Origin of the sequence: Leeuwenhoekiella sp. LLG6367-2.1 (assembly GCF_045055775.1) — a bacterium.
Taxonomy (GTDB): domain Bacteria; phylum Bacteroidota; class Bacteroidia; order Flavobacteriales; family Flavobacteriaceae; genus Leeuwenhoekiella; species Leeuwenhoekiella aequorea.
Genome location: NZ_CP159331.1, coordinates 1,584,190 through 1,608,209 on the forward strand (window position 1 = coordinate 1,584,190; position 24,020 = coordinate 1,608,209).

At 36.5% G+C, this 24,020-nt stretch carries 24 protein-coding genes; 9 read left to right on the forward strand and 15 right to left on the reverse strand.

The features are described from left to right. Window position 1 precedes the first annotated feature (1 nt). Both ABVM53_RS07230 and recA read right to left on the reverse strand, forming a co-directional pair. Window positions 2-415 carry a hypothetical protein gene (locus tag ABVM53_RS07230; RefSeq protein ID WP_371455445.1) on the reverse strand — a complete coding sequence of 138 codons (414 nt, stop codon included), beginning with the start codon at window positions 413-415 and terminating at the stop codon, window positions 2-4. Window positions 416-489: 74 nt separating this feature from the next. Further along, entirely contained in the window at window positions 490-1,500 is a 1,011-nt protein-coding gene (gene recA, locus ABVM53_RS07235; protein ID WP_371455863.1) for a recombinase RecA, read from the reverse strand. A 575-nt stretch (window positions 1,501-2,075) separates the two neighbouring features. Here recA and ABVM53_RS07240 point away from each other — a divergent pair. From ABVM53_RS07240 to ABVM53_RS07270, 7 genes are all read left to right on the forward strand, one after another. Further along, the gene (locus ABVM53_RS07240) at window positions 2,076-3,113 is read left to right on the forward strand and encodes a rhodanese-related sulfurtransferase (RefSeq protein WP_405330718.1); all 1,038 of its coding nucleotides are present in this window, start codon (window positions 2,076-2,078) and stop codon (window positions 3,111-3,113) included. 301 nt (window positions 3,114-3,414) lie between these two features. Then, on the forward strand, window positions 3,415-4,584 hold the full coding sequence (locus tag ABVM53_RS07245; protein WP_405330719.1) for a stage 0 sporulation family protein: 1,170 nt from the start codon (window positions 3,415-3,417) through the stop codon (window positions 4,582-4,584). Then, on the forward strand, window positions 4,577-5,077 hold the full coding sequence (locus ABVM53_RS07250) for a gliding motility lipoprotein GldH (RefSeq protein ID WP_405330720.1): 501 nt from the start codon (window positions 4,577-4,579) through the stop codon (window positions 5,075-5,077). The genes ABVM53_RS07245 and ABVM53_RS07250 overlap by 8 nt, the downstream gene beginning before the upstream one ends. Next, the gene (locus tag ABVM53_RS07255) at window positions 5,061-7,391 is read left to right on the forward strand and encodes a penicillin-binding protein 1A (RefSeq protein ID WP_405330721.1); all 2,331 of its coding nucleotides are present in this window, start codon (window positions 5,061-5,063) and stop codon (window positions 7,389-7,391) included. The genes ABVM53_RS07250 and ABVM53_RS07255 overlap by 17 nt, the downstream gene beginning before the upstream one ends. Before the next feature lie 110 nt (window positions 7,392-7,501). Further along, window positions 7,502-8,200, forward strand: a complete 699-nt coding sequence (locus tag ABVM53_RS07260) for a CoA transferase subunit A (RefSeq protein WP_405330722.1) — start codon at window positions 7,502-7,504, stop codon at window positions 8,198-8,200. Window positions 8,201-8,235: 35 nt separating this feature from the next. Further along, window positions 8,236-8,874: a peroxiredoxin gene (locus ABVM53_RS07265; protein WP_128756145.1), complete on the forward strand. Its 639-nt coding sequence runs from the start codon at window positions 8,236-8,238 to the stop codon at window positions 8,872-8,874. After that, window positions 8,874-9,530: a 3-oxoacid CoA-transferase subunit B gene (locus ABVM53_RS07270; protein ID WP_371455439.1), complete on the forward strand. Its 657-nt coding sequence runs from the start codon at window positions 8,874-8,876 to the stop codon at window positions 9,528-9,530. The genes ABVM53_RS07265 and ABVM53_RS07270 overlap by 1 nt, the downstream gene beginning before the upstream one ends. A gap of 512 nt (window positions 9,531-10,042) precedes the next feature. On the opposite strand, the gene ABVM53_RS07275 is transcribed toward ABVM53_RS07270, so the two are convergent. From ABVM53_RS07275 to hemA, 13 genes are all read right to left on the reverse strand, one after another. Further along, the gene (locus tag ABVM53_RS07275; RefSeq protein WP_405330723.1) at window positions 10,043-11,734 is read right to left on the reverse strand and encodes an ABC transporter ATP-binding protein; all 1,692 of its coding nucleotides are present in this window, start codon (window positions 11,732-11,734) and stop codon (window positions 10,043-10,045) included. Window positions 11,735-11,770: 36 nt separating this feature from the next. Then, a complete protein-coding gene (locus ABVM53_RS07280; RefSeq protein WP_405330724.1) occupies window positions 11,771-12,484 on the reverse strand; it encodes a 3'-5' exonuclease in 714 nt (237 codons plus the stop codon). 90 nt (window positions 12,485-12,574) lie between these two features. Further along, window positions 12,575-13,054 carry a methylated-DNA--[protein]-cysteine S-methyltransferase gene (locus ABVM53_RS07285; RefSeq protein ID WP_405330725.1) on the reverse strand — a complete coding sequence of 160 codons (480 nt, stop codon included), beginning with the start codon at window positions 13,052-13,054 and terminating at the stop codon, window positions 12,575-12,577. Beyond that, window positions 13,054-14,220: a CNNM domain-containing protein gene (locus tag ABVM53_RS07290; RefSeq protein WP_405330726.1), complete on the reverse strand. Its 1,167-nt coding sequence runs from the start codon at window positions 14,218-14,220 to the stop codon at window positions 13,054-13,056. The genes ABVM53_RS07285 and ABVM53_RS07290 overlap by 1 nt, the downstream gene beginning before the upstream one ends. A gap of 141 nt (window positions 14,221-14,361) precedes the next feature. Continuing rightward, window positions 14,362-15,351 (reverse strand): porphobilinogen synthase, encoded by a 990-nt coding sequence (gene hemB / locus ABVM53_RS07295; protein WP_371455434.1) that lies wholly within the window; start codon window positions 15,349-15,351, stop codon window positions 14,362-14,364. Window positions 15,352-15,380: 29 nt separating this feature from the next. Then, window positions 15,381-16,283, reverse strand: coding sequence for an oxygen-dependent coproporphyrinogen oxidase (gene hemF, locus ABVM53_RS07300; RefSeq protein WP_405330727.1), 903 nt, complete (start codon window positions 16,281-16,283; stop codon window positions 15,381-15,383). A 15-nt stretch (window positions 16,284-16,298) separates the two neighbouring features. After that, on the reverse strand, window positions 16,299-16,829 hold the full coding sequence (locus tag ABVM53_RS07305; protein WP_405330728.1) for a GNAT family N-acetyltransferase: 531 nt from the start codon (window positions 16,827-16,829) through the stop codon (window positions 16,299-16,301). Window positions 16,830-16,919: 90 nt separating this feature from the next. Then, complete coding sequence (locus ABVM53_RS07310; RefSeq protein WP_405330729.1) at window positions 16,920-17,678, reverse strand: EI24 domain-containing protein; 759 nt, start codon at window positions 17,676-17,678, stop codon at window positions 16,920-16,922. Beyond that, entirely contained in the window at window positions 17,675-18,166 is a 492-nt protein-coding gene (locus ABVM53_RS07315; protein WP_371455430.1) for a DUF6973 domain-containing protein, read from the reverse strand. The genes ABVM53_RS07310 and ABVM53_RS07315 overlap by 4 nt, the downstream gene beginning before the upstream one ends. Then, window positions 18,163-19,194, reverse strand: a complete 1,032-nt coding sequence (hemE, locus tag ABVM53_RS07320; protein WP_405330730.1) for a uroporphyrinogen decarboxylase — start codon at window positions 19,192-19,194, stop codon at window positions 18,163-18,165. The genes ABVM53_RS07315 and hemE overlap by 4 nt, the downstream gene beginning before the upstream one ends. Before the next feature lie 21 nt (window positions 19,195-19,215). Further along, the gene (locus ABVM53_RS07325; protein WP_405330731.1) at window positions 19,216-19,947 is read right to left on the reverse strand and encodes a uroporphyrinogen-III synthase; all 732 of its coding nucleotides are present in this window, start codon (window positions 19,945-19,947) and stop codon (window positions 19,216-19,218) included. 13 nt (window positions 19,948-19,960) lie between these two features. Then, on the reverse strand, window positions 19,961-20,878 hold the full coding sequence (gene hemC, locus ABVM53_RS07330; RefSeq protein ID WP_405330732.1) for a hydroxymethylbilane synthase: 918 nt from the start codon (window positions 20,876-20,878) through the stop codon (window positions 19,961-19,963). 3 nt (window positions 20,879-20,881) lie between these two features. After that, a complete protein-coding gene (gene hemA, locus ABVM53_RS07335; protein WP_128756159.1) occupies window positions 20,882-22,147 on the reverse strand; it encodes a glutamyl-tRNA reductase in 1,266 nt (421 codons plus the stop codon). 191 nt (window positions 22,148-22,338) lie between these two features. Between hemA and ABVM53_RS07340 the strand changes: the two genes are divergently transcribed. Continuing rightward, the gene (locus ABVM53_RS07340) at window positions 22,339-23,235 is read left to right on the forward strand and encodes a helix-turn-helix domain-containing protein (protein WP_371455426.1); all 897 of its coding nucleotides are present in this window, start codon (window positions 22,339-22,341) and stop codon (window positions 23,233-23,235) included. After that, a complete protein-coding gene (locus ABVM53_RS07345) occupies window positions 23,232-23,969 on the forward strand; it encodes a ThuA domain-containing protein (RefSeq protein WP_405330733.1) in 738 nt (245 codons plus the stop codon). The genes ABVM53_RS07340 and ABVM53_RS07345 overlap by 4 nt, the downstream gene beginning before the upstream one ends. Window positions 23,970-24,020: the final 51 nt, after the last annotated feature.

Consider the following 24,020-nt stretch of genomic DNA (forward strand, 5'->3'; position numbering starts at 1 on the left):
TTTATGGTCGCTTTACAGGCACTTCCTCTGTTATATAAGTGGGCTCGTCATTAGCGTCGAAGCCGTTGAAAAATTTAAATACGTATGTATAATTATAAAGTACCTCAAAGTTTAAAGTTGTTTCTACCGTGTCTGTAGTTGGTAAGCAATTCTCACTTTCTAGGACTTGATTTACGATAAATATTAAGCGGGTACTATCTCTGCGGTCGTATTCAAAGCCATAAAAGGCATTGCAATCTGTAGGAGATACGTAGCTTATTGGAAATTCATAGTTCTGTCCAAAAACAAGTGAATCTGGCAACTCGTATTTTGCTATGGGTACAAACTCATAGCTAACGTTTCTACCATCGTCATCTAATGAACAGCTAACCACTAAAGTTAGCAGAGCGAGTAATAAAAAAACCTTTTTCATCATTATAAATATCTTCTTTTATAAAGTAGATACCTAATGATAAAAAAGGTTGCGTAAAAAATTAAGAATTAAAGTGACTATGCTGAAGTAGCAACTTTTATAGCGTCTTTAATTTTAATTTCTAATTCTTCTAATAGGTCGGGATTGTCTTTAAGTATTGCTTTTACAGCATCACGGCCTTGTCCTAATTTTGTGTCTTGATAGCTAAACCAAGATCCACTTTTATTTATAATCTCATATTCTACACCTATATCAAGAATTTCACCAACTTTTGAAATTCCTTCACCATACATAATATCAAATTCTGCCTGGCGGAATGGAGGTGCTACTTTATTCTTAACCACTTTTACACGGGTTTTATTTCCTTGTACTTCGCCATTAGAATCTTTGATTTGTGTAGAACGACGTATATCTAAACGCACAGAGGCATAAAATTTAAGTGCATTACCACCGGTAGTAGTTTCTGGATTACCAAACATCACACCTATTTTCTCTCTTAACTGGTTAATAAAGATAACGGTACAATTGGTTTTGCTTATTGAGCCGGTAAGTTTTCTTAAAGCCTGAGACATTAATCGTGCGTGTAATCCCATTTTAGAATCACCCATTTCTCCTTCAATCTCACTTTTAGGAGTTAATGCTGCAACCGAGTCAATTACAATAATATCAATTGCGCCCGAGCGTATAAGATTATCTGCAATTTCTAGTGCTTGTTCACCATTATCTGGCTGTGATATAATCAGGTTTTCTATATCTACTCCTAATTTACCAGCATAGAAACGATCAAAAGCATGTTCTGCATCTATAAATGCTGCGATGCCTCCTTTACGTTGTGCTTCGGCAATTGCATGTAAGGTAAGCGTAGTTTTACCAGAAGATTCTGGACCATAAATTTCTATAACTCTACCTTTAGGTAGTCCGCCTACACCCAAGGCAATATCAAGACCTAGTGAACCTGTAGAAATAGCTTCAACTTCTACAATAGCATTATCACCCATCTTCATAACTGTTCCCTTTCCGTAGGTTTTATCCATTTTGTCAAGGGTAAGTTTAAGAGCTTTAAGTTTTGCTTCTTGCTCTTTACTCATTGCAACTTCTTCTTTTTTTGCCATTATAGTATTGTTACAATCTCAAATAAACTCTTAATTCAGGTAAAAATCAAAGGTTTATTATTTTGATCTGGATTTATCTTTTAAGCTGCTAAATTACTATTTCTTTTTGATGACTACAATCAAATTGAGGCTAATTATTGGAAAAATTCCACCTTCAGGATGTTTTATTGAAAATAATAACTCAAAAATTGGAATATATCCTAGTTAGATCATTTTAGCATGTTTATACGCAACCATACCTATTATTGTGTATCTACCTGATAAATATACATATGATACATATGCAAATTTCAATGTGTTATACAAATTGCGACTATGCTGTTCGTTATTTGTCATGCACAGCAAAACTGGACGGTGGTTAGTAGTAGTTAATTTTTGATTTCAAATAAATTAACAATGAATTAGCCGTTCAGGAAACAGCCTTCAATAAGATTGAAGGCTGTTTTTGTTTTAAACACCTACTAATTGACAAGACTCCCGGGTCTATAAGTGGTATCTCTATAAAAATCCTTATTTTTGCGCCACTTTTAACCTTATAAAATTAGTATAGCATGCAACTGTACAATAAATTAAGTGCGAAAGAGCGGGCAGCGCTTATTGATGAAGCGGGTGAAGACCGTTTGACTCTTTCGTTCTACCAATATGCAAAAATTGGTAATCCACATCTTTTCAGAGACCACCTTTTCATTGCTTGGGACTCTATGTCTGTTCTAGGTCGTATTTATGTAGCGCATGAAGGGATCAACGCCCAACTTTCTGTACCGGCAAAAAACTTTGAGGCCTTCAAAGCATTTTTAGATAACATTAATTTTCTCAAAGATGTTCGGTTAAATATTGCTATAGAACAGGATGCAAAATCCTTTTTAAAGCTTAAAGTAAAAGTGCGTGATAAAATTGTAGCAGATGGTCTTAATGATGACACATTTGATGTTACAAACAAGGGAATTCACGTAGATGCGCAGACTTTTAATGAACTTATTGAGTCTGACGATGTGGTTCTGGTGGATATGCGTAATCATTATGAAAGTGAAATAGGGCATTTTAAAAATGCTATAACTCCAGATGTAGATACTTTTCGTGATAGTTTAGACCTTATAGAAGAAGATTTAAAAGACCACAAAGAAGATAAAAAATTAGTGATGTATTGTACGGGCGGTATACGTTGTGAAAAAGCCAGTGCCTATTACAAGCATAAAGGTTTTAAACAAGTATATCAATTAGAAGGAGGAATTATTGAATATGCGCGCCAGGTAGAGCAGTTAAAACTGGAAAATAAGTTTAAAGGAAAAAACTTTGTATTTGATCACCGTCGTGGGGAGCGTATTTCTGATGATGTGATTTCTAATTGCCATCAGTGTGGTAAGCCTTGTGATACGCACGTTAATTGTGCTAATGAAGCTTGCCATTTATTATTTATACAATGTGAAGAATGTTCAGACGCGATGAGTCTTACATGCTCTGATGAGTGTAAAGAGATTATAGCACTGCCTTATGAAGAACAAAAAGAACTGCGGAAGGGAATCCCCAACAGCAACAAGATCTTTAAAAAAGGAAGGTCAGAAAAGTTGAAATTTCAACGTAAAGCATAAAAAAACGCCGGCATTTGCCGGCGTTTTTTTGCTATAATAAATTTTGCATCGACTTTTAAACTAAGACAAAATAATTTTCTAGAACAGGAACCGACTGAAAATTAGAATTTAGAACTTTAAGTTAGTACTCTTATGAAAAGCATTTTTGTTTGCTGCCATTGCCAATAAGATTTACTATATTTTTGCATGTCTAAAATGTTATCTTTAGCAGCAATTGAAACGAAAAAATTTCGTTTTAAAGAATACAAATCAAAAAATCCTAATTTACTTTAAATTAGAGATTTACTAAATATAGGATCTCATGGCGTGTGGAAGTTGTGGTACGACCGTAAACGGTCAGCCACGTGGTTGTCAAAATAATGGTACCTGTGGTACAGATGGTTGTAATAAATTAACGGTTTTTGACTGGTTGGCAAATATGAGTTTGCCAGATGGGCAAGAACCATTCGATTTTGTAGAAGTCCGTTTTAAAAACGGTAGAAAAGAGTTTTTTAAGAATGTAGATAATCTTCAAATTAACATTGGAGAAGTGCTTGCGGTACAGGCAGCATCAGGTCACGATATAGGTATTGTATCACTTACTGGTGAGCTGGTACGCATTCAAATGAAGAAGAAAAAAGTTCCATATAATACAGACGAATTTTTAAAAATATACCGCAGGGCAAATCAAAAGGATGTAGAAATCTGGCAGGAAGTAAAAGATCGCGAGGAAGCGATGAAAGTGCGCTCCAGACAAATAGCAATTCGTCTTAACCTGCATATGAAAATCTCTGATATAGAATTTCAGGGAGATGGTTCAAAAGCTACTTTTTACTATACAGCAGAAGAACGCGTAGACTTTAGACAGCTTATTAAAGAATTTGCGCAAGAGTTTAGAACACGTATAGAAATGCGTCAAATAGGTTTTAGACAAGAGGCTGCACGTCTGGGCGGTATTGGCTCTTGTGGTCGTGAGTTATGCTGTTCTACCTGGTTAACAGATTTTAGATCGGTTACAACAAGTGCCGCTCGTTATCAGCAACTCTCCCTTAATCCTCAAAAACTTGCAGGACAGTGTGGTAAATTAAAATGTTGTCTCAATTACGAGTTAGATGCTTACTTAGATGCATTAAAAGACTTTCCGAAGACAGAACAAAAGCTTAAAACCGAAAAAGGTACTGCGGTATGTCAGAAAATAGATATTTTTCAAGGACACTTGTGGTATGCTTATGAAGGTGAGTGGATGAACTGGCATAAGCTTACAACCACTCAGGCAAATGAAATATTAGAATCAAATAAAAAGAATGAACCTGTTGCAAGTCTTGAAGAATATGCTGCAGAACTTCTTTCTGACACTAAAGTAGATTTTGGAAACGTTGTAGGGCAGGACAGTTTAACACGTTTTGATAAACCTAAACCTACGCGCAAAAAGTCTAAAAACCGCAGAAAAAAATCTAACTACCGTAAAAAAGGGCCAAGTAACAATGCATAAATTTTGCTATGCACTTTTAATAGTAATGTGTTTTTCCGCTTGTGATGAGAAAGCTGTTTTTCACGAGTACAAAAGCTTACCCAATTACTGGGAACGCGACTCTGCGGTAGTTTTTAATATCGAGGAGCTTGATAGTATAGAAAAGTATAATTTATTTATAACGTTAAGAAATACAAATGATTATGATTATAGTAATCTGTTTGTAATTTCAGAATTACAATTTCCTAACGGAAAAACTATTTCAGATACTTTAGAATACGAGATGGCCCGACCAGATGGTTCTTGGCTGGGTACGGGTTTTGGAGATTTAAAAGAAAATAAGCTTTGGTATAAAGAAGCATTTCGGTTTTCAGAATCTGGAATGTATCAAATACGATTAAAACAAGCTATGCGTCGCAATGGTAGCGTGAATGCTATTCAACAATTAGAGGGTATTGAAGATGTGGGAATACGCATCGAAAAAATAAATGAATATAATGGCTCAGAAGAATAAGAAGGCAGTTAAACAAACTAAAAGTAATGCACCGTATATAAGGGGTTTTTGGATTCTATTTTTTGGATCTTTTGGAGTGCTGATTCTTATTTTTCTATTAGCATCCTGGGGTGTGTTTGGAAGTTTGCCCACTTTTGATGAATTAGAAAATCCCGAGAGTAATCTTGCTACTGAAATTCTTTCTTCAGACGGAAAAACGTTAGGTAAATTCTATAATGAAAACCGTACACCGGTAAAATACAATGATTTACCACAAAATTTAGTTGACGCTGTAGTTGCTACGGAAGATAGACGCTTTTATGACCATTCTGGGATAGACCTTAGAGGTACCATGCGTGCTGTCGCATATATGGGGTCAAAAGGAGGGGCAAGTACAGTTACACAACAATTAGCAAAACTACTTTTTTCTGACACACCTAGTAATACGTTAGAGCGACTGGTGCAAAAAGTAAAAGAATGGATAATCGCTACCCGCCTAGAAAGACAATATACAAAAGAAGAGATAATCACCATGTATCTGAATAAACAAGACTTCTTGTTTCAGGCTGTGGGTATACGATCTGCTTCTAAAATCTACTTTGACAAAGAGCCTATAGAACTACGACCAGAAGAGTCTGCGGTAATTGCTGCAATGCTTAAAAATCCAAGACAATTTAATCCCCACAGAGAGATTTCTAAAGACAATGCTTTAGAACGACGTAATACGGTTTTGGCACTTATGGCAGAGACAGGTAAGATTACCAATGTGGAGCGCGATAGTCTAATGGCGATGCCTATGAAAATTAATTTTTCTCCTGAAGGCCACGCAGATGGTATTGCCACATACTTTAGAGAATACCTACGGGCATTTATGGCAGACTGGATTAAAAATAATCCTAAAGGTAAAGATGCAGACGGAAACCAGGAGTTTTACAATATTTACCGTGATGGTCTGGTTATTACAACTACTATAGATTCTCGTATGCAGCGTTATGCAGAACAATCTGTTGCCGAGCATATGGAAAATTTGCAGCGCGAATTTGACAGACAAAATGAGCGCAATAAAACAGCGCCTTTTAGAGATATCACACAAGAAGAGGAAGAGAAAATTTTGTACAGAGCAATGCGTACTTCAGATCGCTGGAGAAAAATGGCAGCGAATGGTATTTCTGAGGCAAAAATTAAAGCTTCATTCGATATTAAAACAGATATGCGTGTTTTTGCGTGGAAAAATGGTGTTTCAGAAATAGACACAATTCTTACACCTAAAGATAGTATACGATATTATAAACGTTTTTTAAGAGCGGGTCTAATGAGTCTTACGCCACAGACGGGTGAAGTAAAAGCTTGGGTGGGCGGAATTAATTATAAACACTTTCAGTACGATCACGTTAAAACAGGAAAAAGACAGGTAGGTTCTACCTTTAAACCATTTTTATACGCTACGGCTATAGATCAGTTGCATTTATCTCCTTGTGATACAATCCCAAATATACCATACTGTATACCGGCAGGTGAAATGGGAGCTCAGCGAGACTGGTGTCCTGATAATTCTGGCGGTCAATATGGTGGTATGGTTACTCTTAAAAGTGCTTTAGCCCAATCTATAAACACTGTTTCAGCGCGTTTGATGCATAGAGTAGGCCCACAAACAGTAATAGATTTAATAGAAAAACTGGGTATTGATACAGAAAATATACCGGCAGTACCTTCTATTGCTTTGGGAACTGCAGATATTAGTTTGTTTGAGATGGTGTCTGCTTATTCTGCTTTTGCAAACAAAGGGGTTCACGTAGAACCACAGATTGTTTCGACTATTGTAGATAAAAATGGAACTGTTTTATACCAAAGCATCCCAGAAGCTAAGGATGTATTGAGTAAAGAATCTGCATATGTTACCGTAAATCTTATGGAAGGAGTTACACAATATGGTTCTGGTGCACGTTTGCGCTCTGGACCTATTAATAGCGATGTTTATAAAAAAGTAATTACCGGTCACCCGTATAGATTCAAAAATCCTATTGCTGGCAAAACGGGAACTACACAGAATCAAAGTGATGGTTGGTTTATGGGTATGGTTCCTAATTTAGTTAGTGGTGTTTGGGTAGGAGGAGATGATAGATCTGTACACTTTTCTTCAATTATATATGGTCAGGGAGCAACGATGGCATTACCAATATGGGGTAGTTTTATGAAAAAATGCTACGAAGATGAAGATCTTAAAATTTCTCAGGGAGCATTTGAACGGCCAGAAAATTTATCTATACGTATAGATTGTTCAGAGTCTGAAGCTAGCTCGCATCAATCAGATATTTTAGATGAACTTGACTTCTAATAATGAGGATGAAGATAACTTCTATTATTTAAATAGAATACCATAAAATCTTATAAAAATATTGGTGTTGCATTAGTTGTTTCGTAATTTTCTGTATCTAAAATCAGAAAATGATAATTAAAACAGTGCGTTCAGTTTCAGAGGCCTTAAATGGCGTTTCTGATTCAATGACTATGATGTTTGGGGGCTTTGGCCTTAGTGGGATTCCAGAAAATGCCATCTCAGAATTAGTCAAATTAGGTGTGAAAGAGTTAACGTGTATTTCTAATAATGCAGGTGTTGATGATTTTGGACTTGGATTATTACTTCAGAAAAAGCAAATCAAAAAAATGATTTCTTCCTATGTGGGAGAAAATGCAGAATTTGAGCGCCAAATGTTAAGTAACGAACTTGACGTAGAGCTTATACCGCAAGGAACGCTAGCAGAGCGCTGCAGAGCAGCTCAAGCTGGATTTCCGGCTTTTTACACACCAGCAGGATACGGTACAGAAGTTGCCGAAGGCAAAGAAACCCGAGAGTTTAACGGTAAAATGTATGTTCTGGAGAAAGCTTTTGAGGCAGACTTTGCATTTATCAAAGCTTGGAAAGGAGATGAAGCCGGGAATCTAATCTTTAAAGGCACAGCACGTAACTTTAACCCAAATATGTGCGGCGCAGCAAAAATCACAGTTGCAGAAGTAGAAGAGCTAGTTCCTGCGGGAGAACTCGACCCAAATCAAATACATATCCCAGGCATTTTTGTTCAGCGAATTTTTCAGGGAGTTGACTATGAAAAGCGTATCGAACAGTTAACAGTAAGACAGAGATAATTTCAAAAAGTAAGATTAACCGTAAAACATATAGAATGGCACATTTAAGATTAGGAGATATAGCACCAGATTTCACAGCAAACACTACTGAAGGAGAAATTAATTTTCACGAGTGGTTAGGAGATAGCTGGGGAATTCTATTTTCACATCCGGGAGATTATACTCCGGTTTGTACAACAGAATTAGGTACAGTCGCAAATTATTATGGAGAGTTTCAAAAACGCAATGTTAAGCCTATAGCTATAAGTGTAGACAGCGTTGAGGATCATATGGGCTGGATTAAAGATATTAACGAGACTCAGAATACTACAATGAATTATCCAATCATTGGTGATGAGAGCCGTAAAGTTTCTGAGCTTTATGATATGATACATCCTAACGCAAGTGAAAAAGCTACCGTACGCTCTGTATTTGTAATAGGAGCAGACAAAAAAATAAAATTAACGCTTACCTATCCACCATCTACAGGACGTAATTTTGATGAGATATTGCGTGTAATTGATTCATTACAACTTACGGCTTATCACAAAGTAGCTACACCGGCAAACTGGAAAGATGGCGAAGATTGTGTGATCTCACCTAGCGTAAGCAATGAGCAGATACCAGAATTTTTTCCGAAGGGTCATACAGAAATTAAGCCTTATTTGAGAATGACACCACAACCCAATAAATAATGCTAGATAAAAACGGAATCGCTAAGCGTATCGCTCGTGAAGTTAAAGATGGCTTCTATGTAAACCTGGGGATAGGTATTCCTACTCTTGTTGCTAATTATGTTAGAGATGACATTCATGTGGAATTTCAGAGTGAAAATGGCATTTTAGGTATGGGACCTTTCCCTTTTGAAGGTGATGAGGATGCAGATCTTATTAATGCCGGAAAACAAACTATAACAGCATTAAAAGGAGCTTCATTTTTTGACTCTGCAACCAGTTTTTCAATGATACGTGGTAAACATGTGCATCTTACCATTTTAGGCGCTATGGAAGTTGCAGAAAACGGAGATATTGCTAACTGGAAAATTCCGGGTAAAATGGTAAAAGGTATGGGTGGAGCGATGGATCTTGTAGCGAGTGCAGAGAATATTATAGTTGCAATGATGCATACAAATAGGGAAGGTGAATCAAAACTTTTAAAGAGATGTTCTCTCCCGTTAACAGGCGTAGGCTGCGTTACAAAAGTAGTGACTAACCTTGCTGTTATAGAAGTGACATCAAAAGGATTTAAGCTTCTTGAGCGTGCACCCGGAGTTTCAGTAGATGAAATAATTAAAGCTACGGAAGGATATCTGGAAGTGCCTGCAGAGGTTCCGGAAATGATTTTAGCATAGAAACCCAAATTTATAAAATAAAAAAGCCGCTGTCATCAGCGGCTTTTTTTATTCTATATAGTACTCAAATTGTCGCTAAAAGTATCTACATCTCTTTTTTGACGATTAAGTGTGGTCTAGAATAGATTAAAAGCCATAATTTTTAACATTTCTTAAATAAATTGTTTGAAAAGTTTGTCTGTAGATAAAATTAAAATTAATTTAGTCGCTCCCAATTTAGGATTTGGAATAAGCATTTATAAGAAGTCCTTTAAATTATTACTTAATTTCAGAGCAGGAGTGTTTTGATGTTATGATTTGTTAATAAGCCGCAGGGGGAGCCCGGCGGTTTTTTTTATATTTATACTAAAGTTGTTAATGTATCGTTAAAGCAGAATAATCTATACTAATATGCACACACTATCTGAAGTTAAAAGCGCTAAGGCAAGAACATTAAATACTGTTTTAAAAGATACTTATGACACTACGCGTAGTATTCTTTACCTTTTTAAGAAAGTATTTCTGTTTATGTTTTAAATCCCTTTGGGTATTGCGTCTATAAGCGCCTTAGTATACGCGCGTTGCGGATTCTCATAAACTGCATCTGCTTCACCGGTTTCTTCAAAAATTCCGTTACGCATAACAAGTAAACGGTCGGAAATATATTTTACTACGGCAAGGTCGTGAGAAATAAATAAATAGGTAAAACCATAAGTGGTTTTTAAGGTATTCAACAGGTTGAGTACTTGAGCCTGAACCGAAATATCTAAAGCAGAGACAGATTCGTCACAAACAATAAATTTAGGACGTACAGCAATTGTACGCGCTATACCTATACGCTGGCGTTGACCACCACTAAATTCATGGGGATACCGGTTAAAATGTTCCGGAAGCAATCCTACCTCTTCAAGCAATTTAATAGCCTCCATTTTACGTTCACTCGAATTTCTATAGAGCTTATGTACTTGCATAGCTTCAGTAATTGAGCGTCCTACAGTTAGCCTGGGGTTTAAAGAAGAATAAGGATCCTGAAAAATAATCTGAATATCTTTACGTAGTGATCTTAGTGCTTTTGAAGAAAGAGCAGTAAGATCTGTCCCCTTATAAAAAATGGATCCTGATGTGGTGTTATCGAGTTGTAAGATGAGGTTTCCTAAAGTTGATTTTCCGCAGCCAGATTCACCAACTAAGCCTAATGTTTCTCCTTCGTAGATTTTAAAACTAACATCATTTACAGCTTTTAAAGTTTCGGTCTTCCCAAAAAACGAAACCTTTGAGTAGTATTCTTTTAACACATTTTTGATTTCGAGAAGCGGTGTTTTGCTATAAATCCTTTCGTGTTTCTGAGAACGGGTTTCTTTACTTACTGGCTGAGAAAGAGCTTTACCATTCAGAAAATCTGTGACAGTAGGTAGTTTAGCTAATCGTTCTTTTGTTGAAGGGCGGGCATAGATTAGTGCCTTTGTGTAGTCTTCTGTTGGAGTTTTAAAAATGGCTTTGGCACTACCTTCTTCTACTATTCTTCCGCGATACATAACGAGTACGCGATTTGCAATCTCACTCACCAGAGACAGATCGTGTGAAATGAATAAAATGCTCATTCCGGTTTGTTGCTGTAAATCTTTGAGTAATAAGATTATTTCTTTTTGTACAGTAACATCAAGAGCGGTAGTAGGTTCATCTGCTATAAGAAGCTTAGGTTTACAGGCAATAGCCATGGCGATCATAACTCGTTGTTTCTGCCCGCCACTTATCTCATGAGGGTAAGCTTTAAATGTTGCTTCAGGTCGGGGTAATTTTACCTGATTAAAAAGACGTAGTGTCTCTTCTTTAGCCTCTTGTTTTGTACAATTTGTATGTCTTAGCAAAACTTCGGTAACTTGCTTACCACAACGCATCGAGGGATTGAGCGAACTCATAGGCTCTTGAAAAATCATCGAGATTTCATTACCTCGTATTTTCTGCAGTTCTTTCTCATTTTTAGTTAATAGCGATTTTCCTTCAAAAAGAATCTCACCAGATTTTATATCTGTATTTCGCTTAGGAAGTAATCCTAAAACAGCAAGATTTGTAACCGATTTACCAGAACCCGATTCTCCTACAATTCCTAAAATCTCATTAGGAAAAACACTAAAAGTAATATTGTGAAGCACAGTATTGATTTCGTGCTGCTTTCTGAAGCCGAGAGTTAGATTATTAACGGTAAGGAGGGGTGAGTTTTGCACGATATAAATTTACAATTTAAAAATCTTGGCCAGTTTCTAGACACTAACCACTTCTTCATTTAAAAGTAATGCTTCATTACGAAGGCGTAAAACAATTTGAGCAACTGCAACCACATCCCGCTCACAATATTCCACGATGCGTGTAATATCTTTTTCTATATAGTAAACATCCCTTACCTGACTTCCATCTATATCTGTTTTGGGAGACGGTATATTTAAAATTTTGGTAAGCAATTTTAAAGATGTGAAGTTTTTATAATCCCCAAATTTCCACAATTCAAGCGTATCTAGATGTGGGATTTCCCAAGGCTTTTTACCGAATAAATCCAGTTTATAGGGGAGTTTTATTCCATTTATTATCATACGTCTCGCGATAAATGGAAAATCAAATTCTTTTCCATTATGTGCGCATAAGACATGCTGAGGTTTATTAAAATGTTCTGAAAGCAACTTTTTAAAATCAAGTAATTGGTTCTTCTCTGAACCTTGAAATGAAGTGGTTCTAAACGAGCGAACGGTCTCTTTAATAGTAAAATAACCTACCGAAATACAAATTATTTTACCAAACTCTGCCCAGATCCCTGCACGATCATAAAATTCTTCTGCAGTATAATCTTCTTTGCGCTGATATTGAGTTTTATCTGCATATAAATCTTGAATTTCAGGTTCCAGATCTGTAAAATTCTCAAATTGAGGAACCGTTTCAATATCAATAAATAGAATGTGTTCAAGATTAAGTTTAGACAACATGCGATTGATTTTCAGTTGGTTAAGAAAGGAATTGAAATTCTAAATTTAACTTAAACAAATTATAATCAAAAGTTTAGCTAACAATAAGACTTAAAAAAGTGTGTGTTGGGTAACTGGACTTTCGTGAGCTAACAGCCATTTTTTTCTCCAAATTCCACCAGCATATCCCGTCATAGAATTATCGCTCCCAATCACACGATGACAAGGGATTATAATAGAGATAGGATTTTTACCATTAGCGGAAGCTGCGGCTCGTATGACTTTAGCATCTCCCAGATTTTTTGCCATCTGTAGGTAAGATGTGGTTTTTCCGAATGGAATTTCTACCAATTGTTTCCACACTCTCTTTTGAAATTCTGTGCCCTGTGGATTGAGTTTAATGGTAAACTCGTTCAAAGTACCATCAAAATAATTCTTTATTTGATCAACAGCATCCCTTAAATCACTCGGAATTTCATCAGTTTCTAGTGCCTCCATTTGATTTTCAATAAATTTTATTACTGAAATACCGTCTTGATCTCCTTGAATAAGCAGGGTTCCCAATGGGGTTTTTAGAAAAGTTTGAACCATTATTCTGGCTTGTCGACATCTTCATTTTTGACATTCACGTCGTGCTGCGGTGATAATTCGACAGTTTCAGACTCATCCGGGATTTTATCCAGAACGATTCCCATACGTTTTGCGCGACGCTCCCAATTTTTCCGTGCTTGCACCTGCATATCTTCGATAGTGTCGCTCTCATCCATTATTTCAAGCCCTAGAAGGGTTTCTATGATATCTTCCATAGTAACCACACCTATCGTATTTCCAAAGTGATCTGTAACGAGCGCTATATGTCCTCTGCTGGTGACAAAAGTGTCAAAAAGCTGAGGTATGGGTTGATCTGCATCTACAATTAGTATATCGCGTTTAATATCAGAAAGTAGCTTCTCTCCGTGTTCATCTACTATTTCTTCCAGCACATCATCTTTCAAAATAAAGCCGGTAATATTATGTGATTTTTCACTGTACACCGGTATTCTGGAAAACTTGAGATGAGGATGCTCTTTTTGAAATTGTTTTAAGGTTTTAGTTTCATCTTCAGTGATAACAACAGGAAAAGGAGTCATAACATCTTTGGCCATCACAGATTTAAAAACAAGTAGATTTTTAATAACAGTTGTTTCATTGTCTTCAAAAACACCTTCTTTTTCTGCGGCGTCGGTAAGAGCCATAAATTCTTCTCTACTCATCGTGCTCACGTGAGCTGATTTCCCAACGAGTTTAGTGACTTGTGTGAGCAACCATAAAATACCCGTGTATTTTAAGAAGATTATTATTAAGGTGAGTGTTTTTGCTGTAAAGTTCCCTAGTGATTTCCAGTAAGTCGCTCCAATAGTTTTAGGGATTATTTCTGAAAGTATAAGAATCAACAAAGTCATTATTGTTGACACGATAGCAACAAAATTAAGACCTAGAAAAGAAAAGTCCCATCCCGAATCTAAAGCCATTTTTCCGGCTTGATCTCCTACTAAAATAGCACCTACAGTATGTGCAATTGTATTAAGTGTAAGAATCGCAATTAGTGGCTTGTCGATGTCTTTCTTAAAGTTTGCAAGTGTTTGTGCATATCGATGCCCCTCTTTAGTTTTTATACGAATAAAGCTGGGAGTTATACTTAATAAAACTGCTTCTAAAATAGAACAGAGAAAAGAGAAAAATATTGAAATTAGGGCAAATGCGATGAGTAAAGCCATTGGTTGTGTTTGATTTGTGATAAAGATACCACAATCAAAATAGCTTGCAAACAGGTTAAGAAAAGCTTAGGTTAAACTTCAAGTGGTTACAACAAAAAAAGAGGCTCAATGAGCCTCTTTTTATTATACACTGAGGTTTGATTACGAAATTAATTTAACCACATCTTTTGCAAAATAACTAGCTATCAAATCTGCTCCTGCTCTTTTAATTGCATACGTTTGTTCAAGAACGACTGCATCATGATCAAGCCATCCGCGCTCTGAAGCTGCTTTAATCATTGCATACTCTCCACTTACCTGATATACGGCAACAGGTACATTAACTGTGTTTTTTATATCACGTACTATATCTAGATAGCAAAGGCCGGGTTTTACCATAACGATATCAGCTCCTTCTTCAATATCCATAAGGGTTTCTTTAATGGCTTCATCGCGATTTGCATAATCCATCTGATATGTTTTTTTATCTTTTGGAACATCTTTTAAATCAACAGGAGCACTATCTAGCGCATCGCGAAACGGCCCATAAAAGGCAGAAGCATATTTTGCCGAGTAACTCATAATACCTACATCGTGATGTCCTTCATCTTCGAGCAGGGTGCGCATTTCAAAAATACGACCGTCCATCATATCACTAGGAGCAACCATATCTGCACCAGCATTTGCGTGAGAAAGCGCCATCTCGGCAAGTATTGCGGTGGTATCATCGTTAACGATTTTTCCTCCACCTACAATTCCGTCATGGCCAAAAGAGGAGAAGGGGTCTAATGCCACATCGGTCATTACAATCATTTGAGGTACTGCTTCTTTGACAGCTTTAATAGCGCGTTGCATAAGACCGTCTGCATTTAAAGCTTCGGTACCTTTGTTATCTTTCAACGCGTCTGCTACTTTTACAAATAGCAAGACACTTTTTAAACCTAATTTCCACAGCTCTTTTGCTTCCTTCTGTAAATTATCTAAGCTTAAGCGATAGTAACCAGGCATTGACGCGATTTCATCTTTAACGCCTTTTCCTTCAACTACAAATAGCGGAACAATAAAGTCGTTAGGAGAGACAATGGTTTCACGCACTAAAGAGCGCATTGCTTCACTTGTGCGTAATCTGCGATTTCTTCTTAATGGAAACATATATTTATGTTTTAATTTAATTCTACAATTTATACCCAGTCTCTAGGGTTTTCTAATACATCAACGAGTTTTGCTTCTTCAGATCCAGGCTCTGGATGATGATCATAGCGCCATTGAACGTGAGGAGGAAGACTCATTAGTATGCTTTCTATTCGGCCATTTGTTTTTAAACCAAACAAGGTTCCTTTGTCGTGCACTAAATTAAATTCTACATAACGACCGCGACGTACTTCTTGCCAGTCACGCTGCTTTTCGCCATATGGCAACGCTTTTCTTTTTTCTAAAATAGGTGCGTACGCATCAAGAAAACTATCTCCTATTTGAGTGACAAAATTGTACCAATCTTGCATAGATCGCTCTGGAGTTGCTTTTAGGTAATCAAAAAACAAACCGCCTATTCCTCGAGCTTCTCCACGGTGGTCATTATAAAAATACTCATCGCAGCGCGTTTTGTAATGTGGATAAAACTCTGAGTCGTGAGCATCACAAGCGGTTTTACATGTTTGATGAAAATGGATTGCATCTTCTTCAAACAAATAATAGGGAGTTAAGTCTTGTCCGCCTCCAAACCACGAATCTACCAGCGTACCATCTTTCTCATACATCTCAAAATAACGCCAGTTTGCGTGAACAGTAGGAGCGTAGGGGTTTTTAGGATGAATAACCAGGCTTAATCCACACGCAAAAAAATCGCAATCGCCAACGTTAAAATATTTCTGCATAGCAGGAGCAAGGGCACCGTGAACCTCAGAAATATTAACACCGCCCTTCTCAATAACGGCTCCGTTTTCTAGAACTCGTGTTCGGCCACCACCACCTTCTTTGCGAACCCAATTATCTTCTTTAAATCTAGCAGAGCCATCTATAGCTTCTAATCTAGACGTTATAGTATCTTGTAACTGTTTTATGTATTCGACAAATTGTAATCTCATTAGATAATAACTATTCTATTTTTTTAATAAATAAAGCTCCATATCACAGGCTTTTTCCTGAGCAGGTTTAAATTCTTTCTCCAGTGTTTTAATCCACTTAAATCCGTTTTGTTCTGCTACAGCAATACTTTTTAAATTGCTCTTATGGGTAATAATCTTAAACGTTGAGATATGATGATTTACAAAAGCAAAATCTATGATTTGAGAAACGGCTTGAGCAACCCAGCCTCTTCCTTGAAATCTCTTACTTAGGCAAAATGCAAATTCAGCTTCCTTGTTTTCAAGATCTATTTCTTTTAAAATAACCAAGCCGGCAATCTCGGGATGTACTTTAGTATGAATAGCAAATGTAAATTCGGTTTTATCGCATTCTTCTTTTTGTTTTTCAGCGATATATTCAGCAGTTGCAGCTTTTGTTTTATTCTGACTTAGGGTAACAGGAAAGTATTCTTGAAAAATACTTTTGTTCTCTTTGAAGAGCTGATATAGATTTTCTGAATCTTCAGCCTTTAGAAAAGTAATATCAAATTCAGTTTCTTGTATCATTGGGTATAATTATAAATGTATTCTTACTAAACGAGCTAAATTGTTGATTTGTCGTATTAAACAAATACCAGCGCATTTAAGGCTCGTTTCCTAATCAATTTTCATATTTGCCTCTTTCTCTTGTTTTAGAATTTTTAATGTTATTACTGAAGCTGCCGTTACAGAAACAGGTAACACTATTAGTATCCCTACGACAGGAATTAATAAGAAGAGCATAAAAACAATACCGTTTCCTATTGCATAACCCCAGTTTCTTTTTACAAAATTAATGCTTTCACGATAACTCATATGACGCTCCAGCGTATAATCCATATTTCCAAAACCGGCATAATATGCTTGTATTATAAAAAGCATAACTGTTGTAATAATACCTAGTACGGGAATTAAACTTAAAAGAAGTAGCGGGATGGTGATAAGTAATTCCCAACTTAAATTACGAAGGTTAATACGTATACCTCTTATGAGCTGCGTCGCGTTTGTCGTTTCTCGATGATTGTGCACATCGGCATATAAATGAGACTCTATTTTTTCAGAAACCGGACTCATAAATGGTGCAGAAAAAGCCATAATGATGTGTTTGTAGAGTACAAGACCTATAGCTACAATTAGCAATGCACCTATAACAATACTTATAGTTTCAACTGTCTGAGCACCCCACTCCCAAACCCACAAATTAGAAATTATCCCTCCTATAGTATCAGAAAGTCCCCAGGCAATGAGAATAATAAGTACCGCTGAAAGAAAGCTAATTAGCATAGGAATTGCAAAATAATTCCATAATCGCAGTTCGCTAATGAGCGAAAAAGAATCTCGGTATGCCGATAGCCCTTTAAATATCGATTTTATCATTCTTCTGAAATATAAACCAATTGATCGTCGAATTTCTTTAGATCATCAACGCTATCTATTTGTGCCGCTTGAGCTGCTTTTTCTTTCAGATAAATTACAGTATCCTCAAGACTTTTATGTATTAATTTTTCTAATAACAAAGAGCCTACCTTATTATTGTGCAAATCCATTGTGCGCTCTAGCGGCTTATTTACAGCTATATCTTCATGAGCAGTAGTTACTTTTAAAGCCCAGCTCTTAGCTATCGTAATATCCTCATTCTTTTGATAAACAAATTGCCCTAACAAAACCACCCACAATGCGTGTCTAAATGCGTTAGCCCTGTTATTGTATTGATGGGTATTTCCGTAGTGCTTATTAGCTAGCACAACTGCCTTTTTAGAAGCTTGTAATGTAAGCTTAATATAGTGTGGTTTTGTGATAAAGAGTTGGGCGAGCTTAAAAAGCTGAAGTAAATTAAATGTCTTTAAGCGCGCCCAGATTTTCATCGTTCTGCTTTGTATTCTTTTACTGCCTCAATAAATGCACCTGCATTTTCTAAAGGAATATTGGGTAAAATACCGTGACCCAGATTCACAATATATTTGTCTTTGCCAAAAGCATCGATCATCTCAATAACCATTCTTTTTATCTCGCTCGGAGGCGAAAACAAGCGTGTAGGGTCAAAATTACCTTGTAAAGTTATATTTCCGCCGGTAAGGTAACGTGCATTGCGTGCGCTGCAAGTCCAGTCAATTCCTAGTGCCGAAGCACCACTTTTTGCCATTTCGCCAAGTGCAAACCAGCAACCTTTACCAAATGCGATTACAGGAATCTCCTCTTTTAAAGCATCTATTATTTGCTGTATATATTGCCAGCTAAATTCTTGATAATCCACGGGAGATAACATACCACCCCAACTATCAAAAACCTGTACCGCATTAACTCCTGCTTTCACTTTTTCTTTTAGATAGAGAATTGTGGTATCGGTAATTTTCTGAAGAAGTTCGTGTGCTGCAAGAGGTTGTGTAAAACAAAACTCCTTTGCAATATCAAAGTTTTTAGAACCCTGCCCTTGAACACAATAACATAAAATCGTCCATGGACTGCCGGCAAAACCTATTAACGGAATTTCGTCATTAAGTTTTTCTTTAGTCATTTTTATAGCATCCATTACATAGCCCAGAGTGTCATTGATATCTGGTACTATAACGCGCTCAAGATCTTTTTGAGAGCGTATAGGATCTGGTAACCAGGGGCCCACACCTGGCTTCATCTCTACATGAATATTCATAGCTTGAGGAATCACAAGAATATCACTAAATAAGATTGCTGCATCCATACCATAACGGCGTATAGGCTGCAATGTAATTTCACTCGCAAGTTCTGGAGTCTGGCAACGGGTAAAGAAGTCGTATTTAGCCTTTATTTCTTGGAATTCGGGTAAATATCTTCCCGCCTGGCGCATCATCCACACCGGTGGGCGATCAACAGTTTCTCCTTTTAAAGCTCTTAAAAATAAGTCGTTCTTAATCATAATTTGTAAGTAAGCTCGAGCCTAGTCGAGTGTTTGTTTGTTAAGTGCTTTTACCGCTCGAGCAATAACACTTTCTATAGTAGTATCATTTGCTATGGTAAAATTTGCAGTATGTTTTTGTGCCTCGGCTGCAGTAGTTGAACCTATGCAAACCGCTAGCGTATTTTTTAAATGGTTGTTAGCGATAAAACTTTGAACACCACTCGGACTAAAAAAAAGAAGTGCGTCAAAATGTTGTTTAAAACTCATTGATTTTAGAAGCGTATTATACATTTTAATCTCTTCAAAGCTTACCGAATGCTCTTTTAAAATTTGTGGTAATTCTGCTCTTCTACTCGCTCCACAAAAAAAACTAAAATGCTCTTTGTTATACTTTTTAGTGATGAAATAAGCTAATTCCTTAGCGTTTAAAGCAGATTTAATAACCTCAAAACCATTATTTACGAGTAACGTTTCAGTTTTTGGGCCTATACAGAAACACTTATAATTCTCAACTCCCGAATTATCTGGTGCGGAGAGAAGCATTTCAGTATTACGTATTGAATTATTAACGGCCTTAGTCTCTCGTATTTTTTTTAAAAAAGCTTTAACTGCATTTTTGCTTGTAAAAATTAAATGCTCCAATCGCAGTGGAAGTTTAAAATCTGCAAACTCAATATCTATGGCGTCATATTCAACTACAGAAAAACCAGCTCCCAAAATTAAATTCTTTTGAGAAGGAGTTAATCGTTTTGTAGAGAGAATAGATTTCATCAAAGTGAAGGAATTACAACTCTTTTTTTATAGCTTCCATTAGAGCTCTACCGCCACCTTCTAAAATTTTTAAAGCGCACAACGTACCAAAATTTCTACATTCAGAAACCGGAACAGATTCTTCAATTTCCATTTTTTCAGATCCGTCTAAACTAAAAAGAGCACCTTTAAAATAAATACGATTTTCTTTAATTTCTGCATAAGCACCTATGGGAGCAGTACAACCTCCTTCTAATGTGCTAAGAAACTCACGTTCTACATACGTGGCTAAGGCAGAATCTGCGTGGTTTAATTGTTCACAAGCTTCTCTGGAATACGTGTCATTTTCCATTGCTACAATCACCATTGCGCCTTGAGCAGGCGCTGGAATCATCCAGTCTAAAACAATATGATTTTCAGGTTTAAGATTTATACGTTCTAAGCCGGCTTTTGCAAAAATTGCTCCGGTCCAGTCACTATCTGCCACCTTTTGTAAACGGGTATTTACATTACCACGTAAGTCAACAACCTGGTGATTGGGGTATCGATTAAGCCACTGTGCTTTGCGACGTAAACTACCTGTTGCAATAGTAGTTTTAGCGCTAAAGTCATCAGCGTTTTTTCCGTCTCTAAAAACAAATATATCTTCACTAGCTGCGCGTTCTAATACGGCAGCTTGTATAATTCCCTGAGGTAACTTGGTAGGTACATCTTTCATGGAGTGCACAGCAATATCAACAGTGCCATTAATCATTGCCACATCAAGTGTTTTTGTAAAAATACCGGTGATGCCTAACTCATATAATGGCTTGTCTAGAATAAGATCTCCTGTAGATTTTACAGAAATTAATTCTGTATCATATCCTAAAGCCTCGAGTTTACGTTGGACTGTATGTGCCTGCCAAAGCGCTAATTCGCTGTCGCGGGTACCTATGCGTATGGTTTTTGCCAAAACTTATTGATTTTGAAGTTTGAACACTTTTTGTATGAGCTCCAGACTTTCTGTACTAGAAATATCTTCGGTTTTTAAGTGCTTTGCAAACTGAGTCGTGATTTTTTGAATAATGCGTTCGCTTATGATTTCGGCTTGCTCCTCGTTAAAATTAGCAATTTTGCGACGTTGATTATCGATCTCACCATCTTTCATAGTCGCAAGTTTCATCTTAAGCGCTTTTATAGTGGGAGCAAACTGCCGTGTAGTCAACCACTCGTAAAACTCATCTTGAATTTCTTTATTAATGGCAACTGCTTGAGGCAATTGTTTTTTACGACGGTTTAAGGTGTCATTTGTTATTTGAGAAAGTTGATCAAGATGTATAAGCGTTACCCCATCGATCTCCTGCACATTCTCATTCACATTTTTTGGGATGCTTAAATCGAGAATAAGAAGCGGTTTTTTAATGTAAAGTAACTCTTTAGATATTGTAGGTTTTTGAGCGCCGGTAGCGACTATAAGAACATCTGCAGCTGCAATTTCAGACTGGATATCTGCATAATCTTTAACAATAAGATTAAATTTTCCTGCGATCTTTTCAGCCTTATCTTTTGTTCGGTTTATAAGTGTGATGTGATCATTCTTTGTGTGCTTAACCAGATTTTCACACGTATTTCTACCTATTTTTCCGGTTCCGAAAAGCAAAATGTTTTTCTCAGATATAAACGGTACACGTGCAAGTATATATTGTACCGAAGCAAAACTTACAGAAGTAGCACCACTAGAAATATTTGTTTCGTTTTTAATGCGTTTGCTGGCTTGAATGACAGAATTTACAAGTCGCTCCATAAACGGATTAACGAGTTTCAGCTTCTTTGCTCTGCGAAAACCATTTTTTAACTGACTTATAATCTCAAAATCACCTAAAATCTGACTGTCTAAACCGGTACCAACTTTAAAAAGATGATCTACAGCTTCTTCATTTTTATATGAGTAAGAAACTTTCTCAAACTCCTGAATGGTGCCGTGGGTATGCTCACATAACAGTTTTACTAGGTCTAAAGGTTCCTGTGCAAAACCATATAATTCGGTGCGGTTACAAGTTGAGATAATGCTCAACCCTTCTATACCTTCTTCGCGAGCACGTTCTAAAATACGCTCTTGTACGTTAGTATCTACACTAAAATGACCGCGCGTTTCGGCATCTGCTTTTAAATAGCTTAAGCCTATGGCGAAAAAATCACCGGGATAAGCCGGATAAAAATGTCGTTTGCCGTTTGTATTCATAATATCGGGTGCAAAAGTATTTCGCAGATTATTTAAAAAATAACGCTTAACGCATGATTTTTAACGATACCCGAATAAATAAGTCATAAAATTTAAATTATGGCCAAAATGCCCTAATTTAGTGATCTATTCAGTTTAGGAAATTAGCTTTCTATTTAGAATAGATTTAAATAATACAGCTGTTCATCCATATGGAATCATTTAAAAATATCGCTACAGGTTTATATAGTGAAACAACTATCGAAACAGGTTTCTTTATCTTGAAGTTTAATAATGATACTTCTGAAAATCAGCTAATAAGCAGAGAAGTAGATAGTAGCTACATTCAATTTCATTTTTGTGCAAAAGGAGCTTCCGTCTTTCAATTTAATGAGGGTAGTTATAAACTTCCTCTAGGTGAGGAACATTCCTTATTACTTTACAACCCGCAGCGTGACTTGCCCATTAATTTAGAAATCACGCCTGATAGCTGGGTAATTTCGGTGTTTATTTCAATTAAGAAATTTCATTCTCTTTTTTCTCGTGAAGCAGATTTTATTACCTTTTTAAGTGATGAGAACAGAGGGCGTAAATATTATAAGGATGGAAACGTCTCACCCTCGATGGCAATTGTATTAAACCAGCTGATGAATTACAACTTGCATCCTTCGGTAAAAGCGCTTTATTTTAAAGGGAAAGCTTATGAATTATTAAGCCTTTATTTTAATCGTCCTTCTGAAGCAGATACAGAGCAATGTCCCTTTCTTGTTGATGAAGATAATGTGGCAAAAATTAAAAAAGCTAAGGATATTATTATTGCCCGTATGGCAGAACCACCATCCTTGCCTGAGTTAGCCGATGAAATTAATTTAAGTTTAAACAAATTAAAAGAAGGGTTTAAGCAGATTTATGGGGATTCTGTATACAGTTTTCTATTTGATTATAAAATGGAAGTCGCCAGGCAATTACTAGCTTCTGGATCGCACAATGTAAACGAAGTAGGCCTAAAAATAGGGTATAGTACTGCAAGTCACTTTATCGCAGCTTTTAAAAAACAATACGGCACGACGCCTAAAAAATACATCCAATCTTTAAGTTCAAATTCATGAAAAAAATAATAGCTGTAGTTTGTGTACTATTCTTAATGCTGAGTTGCGGCACCACCAAAAAAAGCACTTATCTTCCAAAAAAGGATATTCTCGTCTTTACCAAGACTAATGGGTATAGACATGCTTCAATAGAAACCGGGGTTACTGCTTTAAAAGAAATAGCTTCAGAAAATCACTGGGCGGTAAAACACTCTGAAGATTCATTAATCTTTAATTCAGTGAATCTGAAGAAATATGATCTCATCGTATTTTTAAATACTACGGGCGATATTTTAGGAGATGAGGAGCAGGTAGCTTTTCAGAATTACATGGAAACCGGCGGAAAATTCTTTGGTATTCACGCTGCTTCTGATACCGAATATGACTGGCCCTGGTACGGGGAATTTATAGGAGGTTATTTTGTAAGCCATCCTAAAACTCAAAAAGCGCGTATTAATAAAATAGATGATCACAAGACGGTGAAAGCATTTCCTAAATCTTTTGAGCGTATAGATGAGTGGTACAATTTTAAAAACCTAAATCCAAATGTGCATGTTACACTAACGCTTGACGAGTCTTCTTATGAAGGTGGTAAAAATGGAGTGTATCACCCTCACGCCTGGTTTCATAAAGTAGGTGATGGTGAAATGTATTATACGGGTGGTGGCCATACTGATGAATCGTATACAGAGCCTCAATTTAGGCAACATCTTGAAGATGTAATGAAATGGCTAATTAGTTATTCTAACCGATAGAAAACATCAATACACCACCTAACAACCCTTATAGCTTTTCGGTTTTAAAAA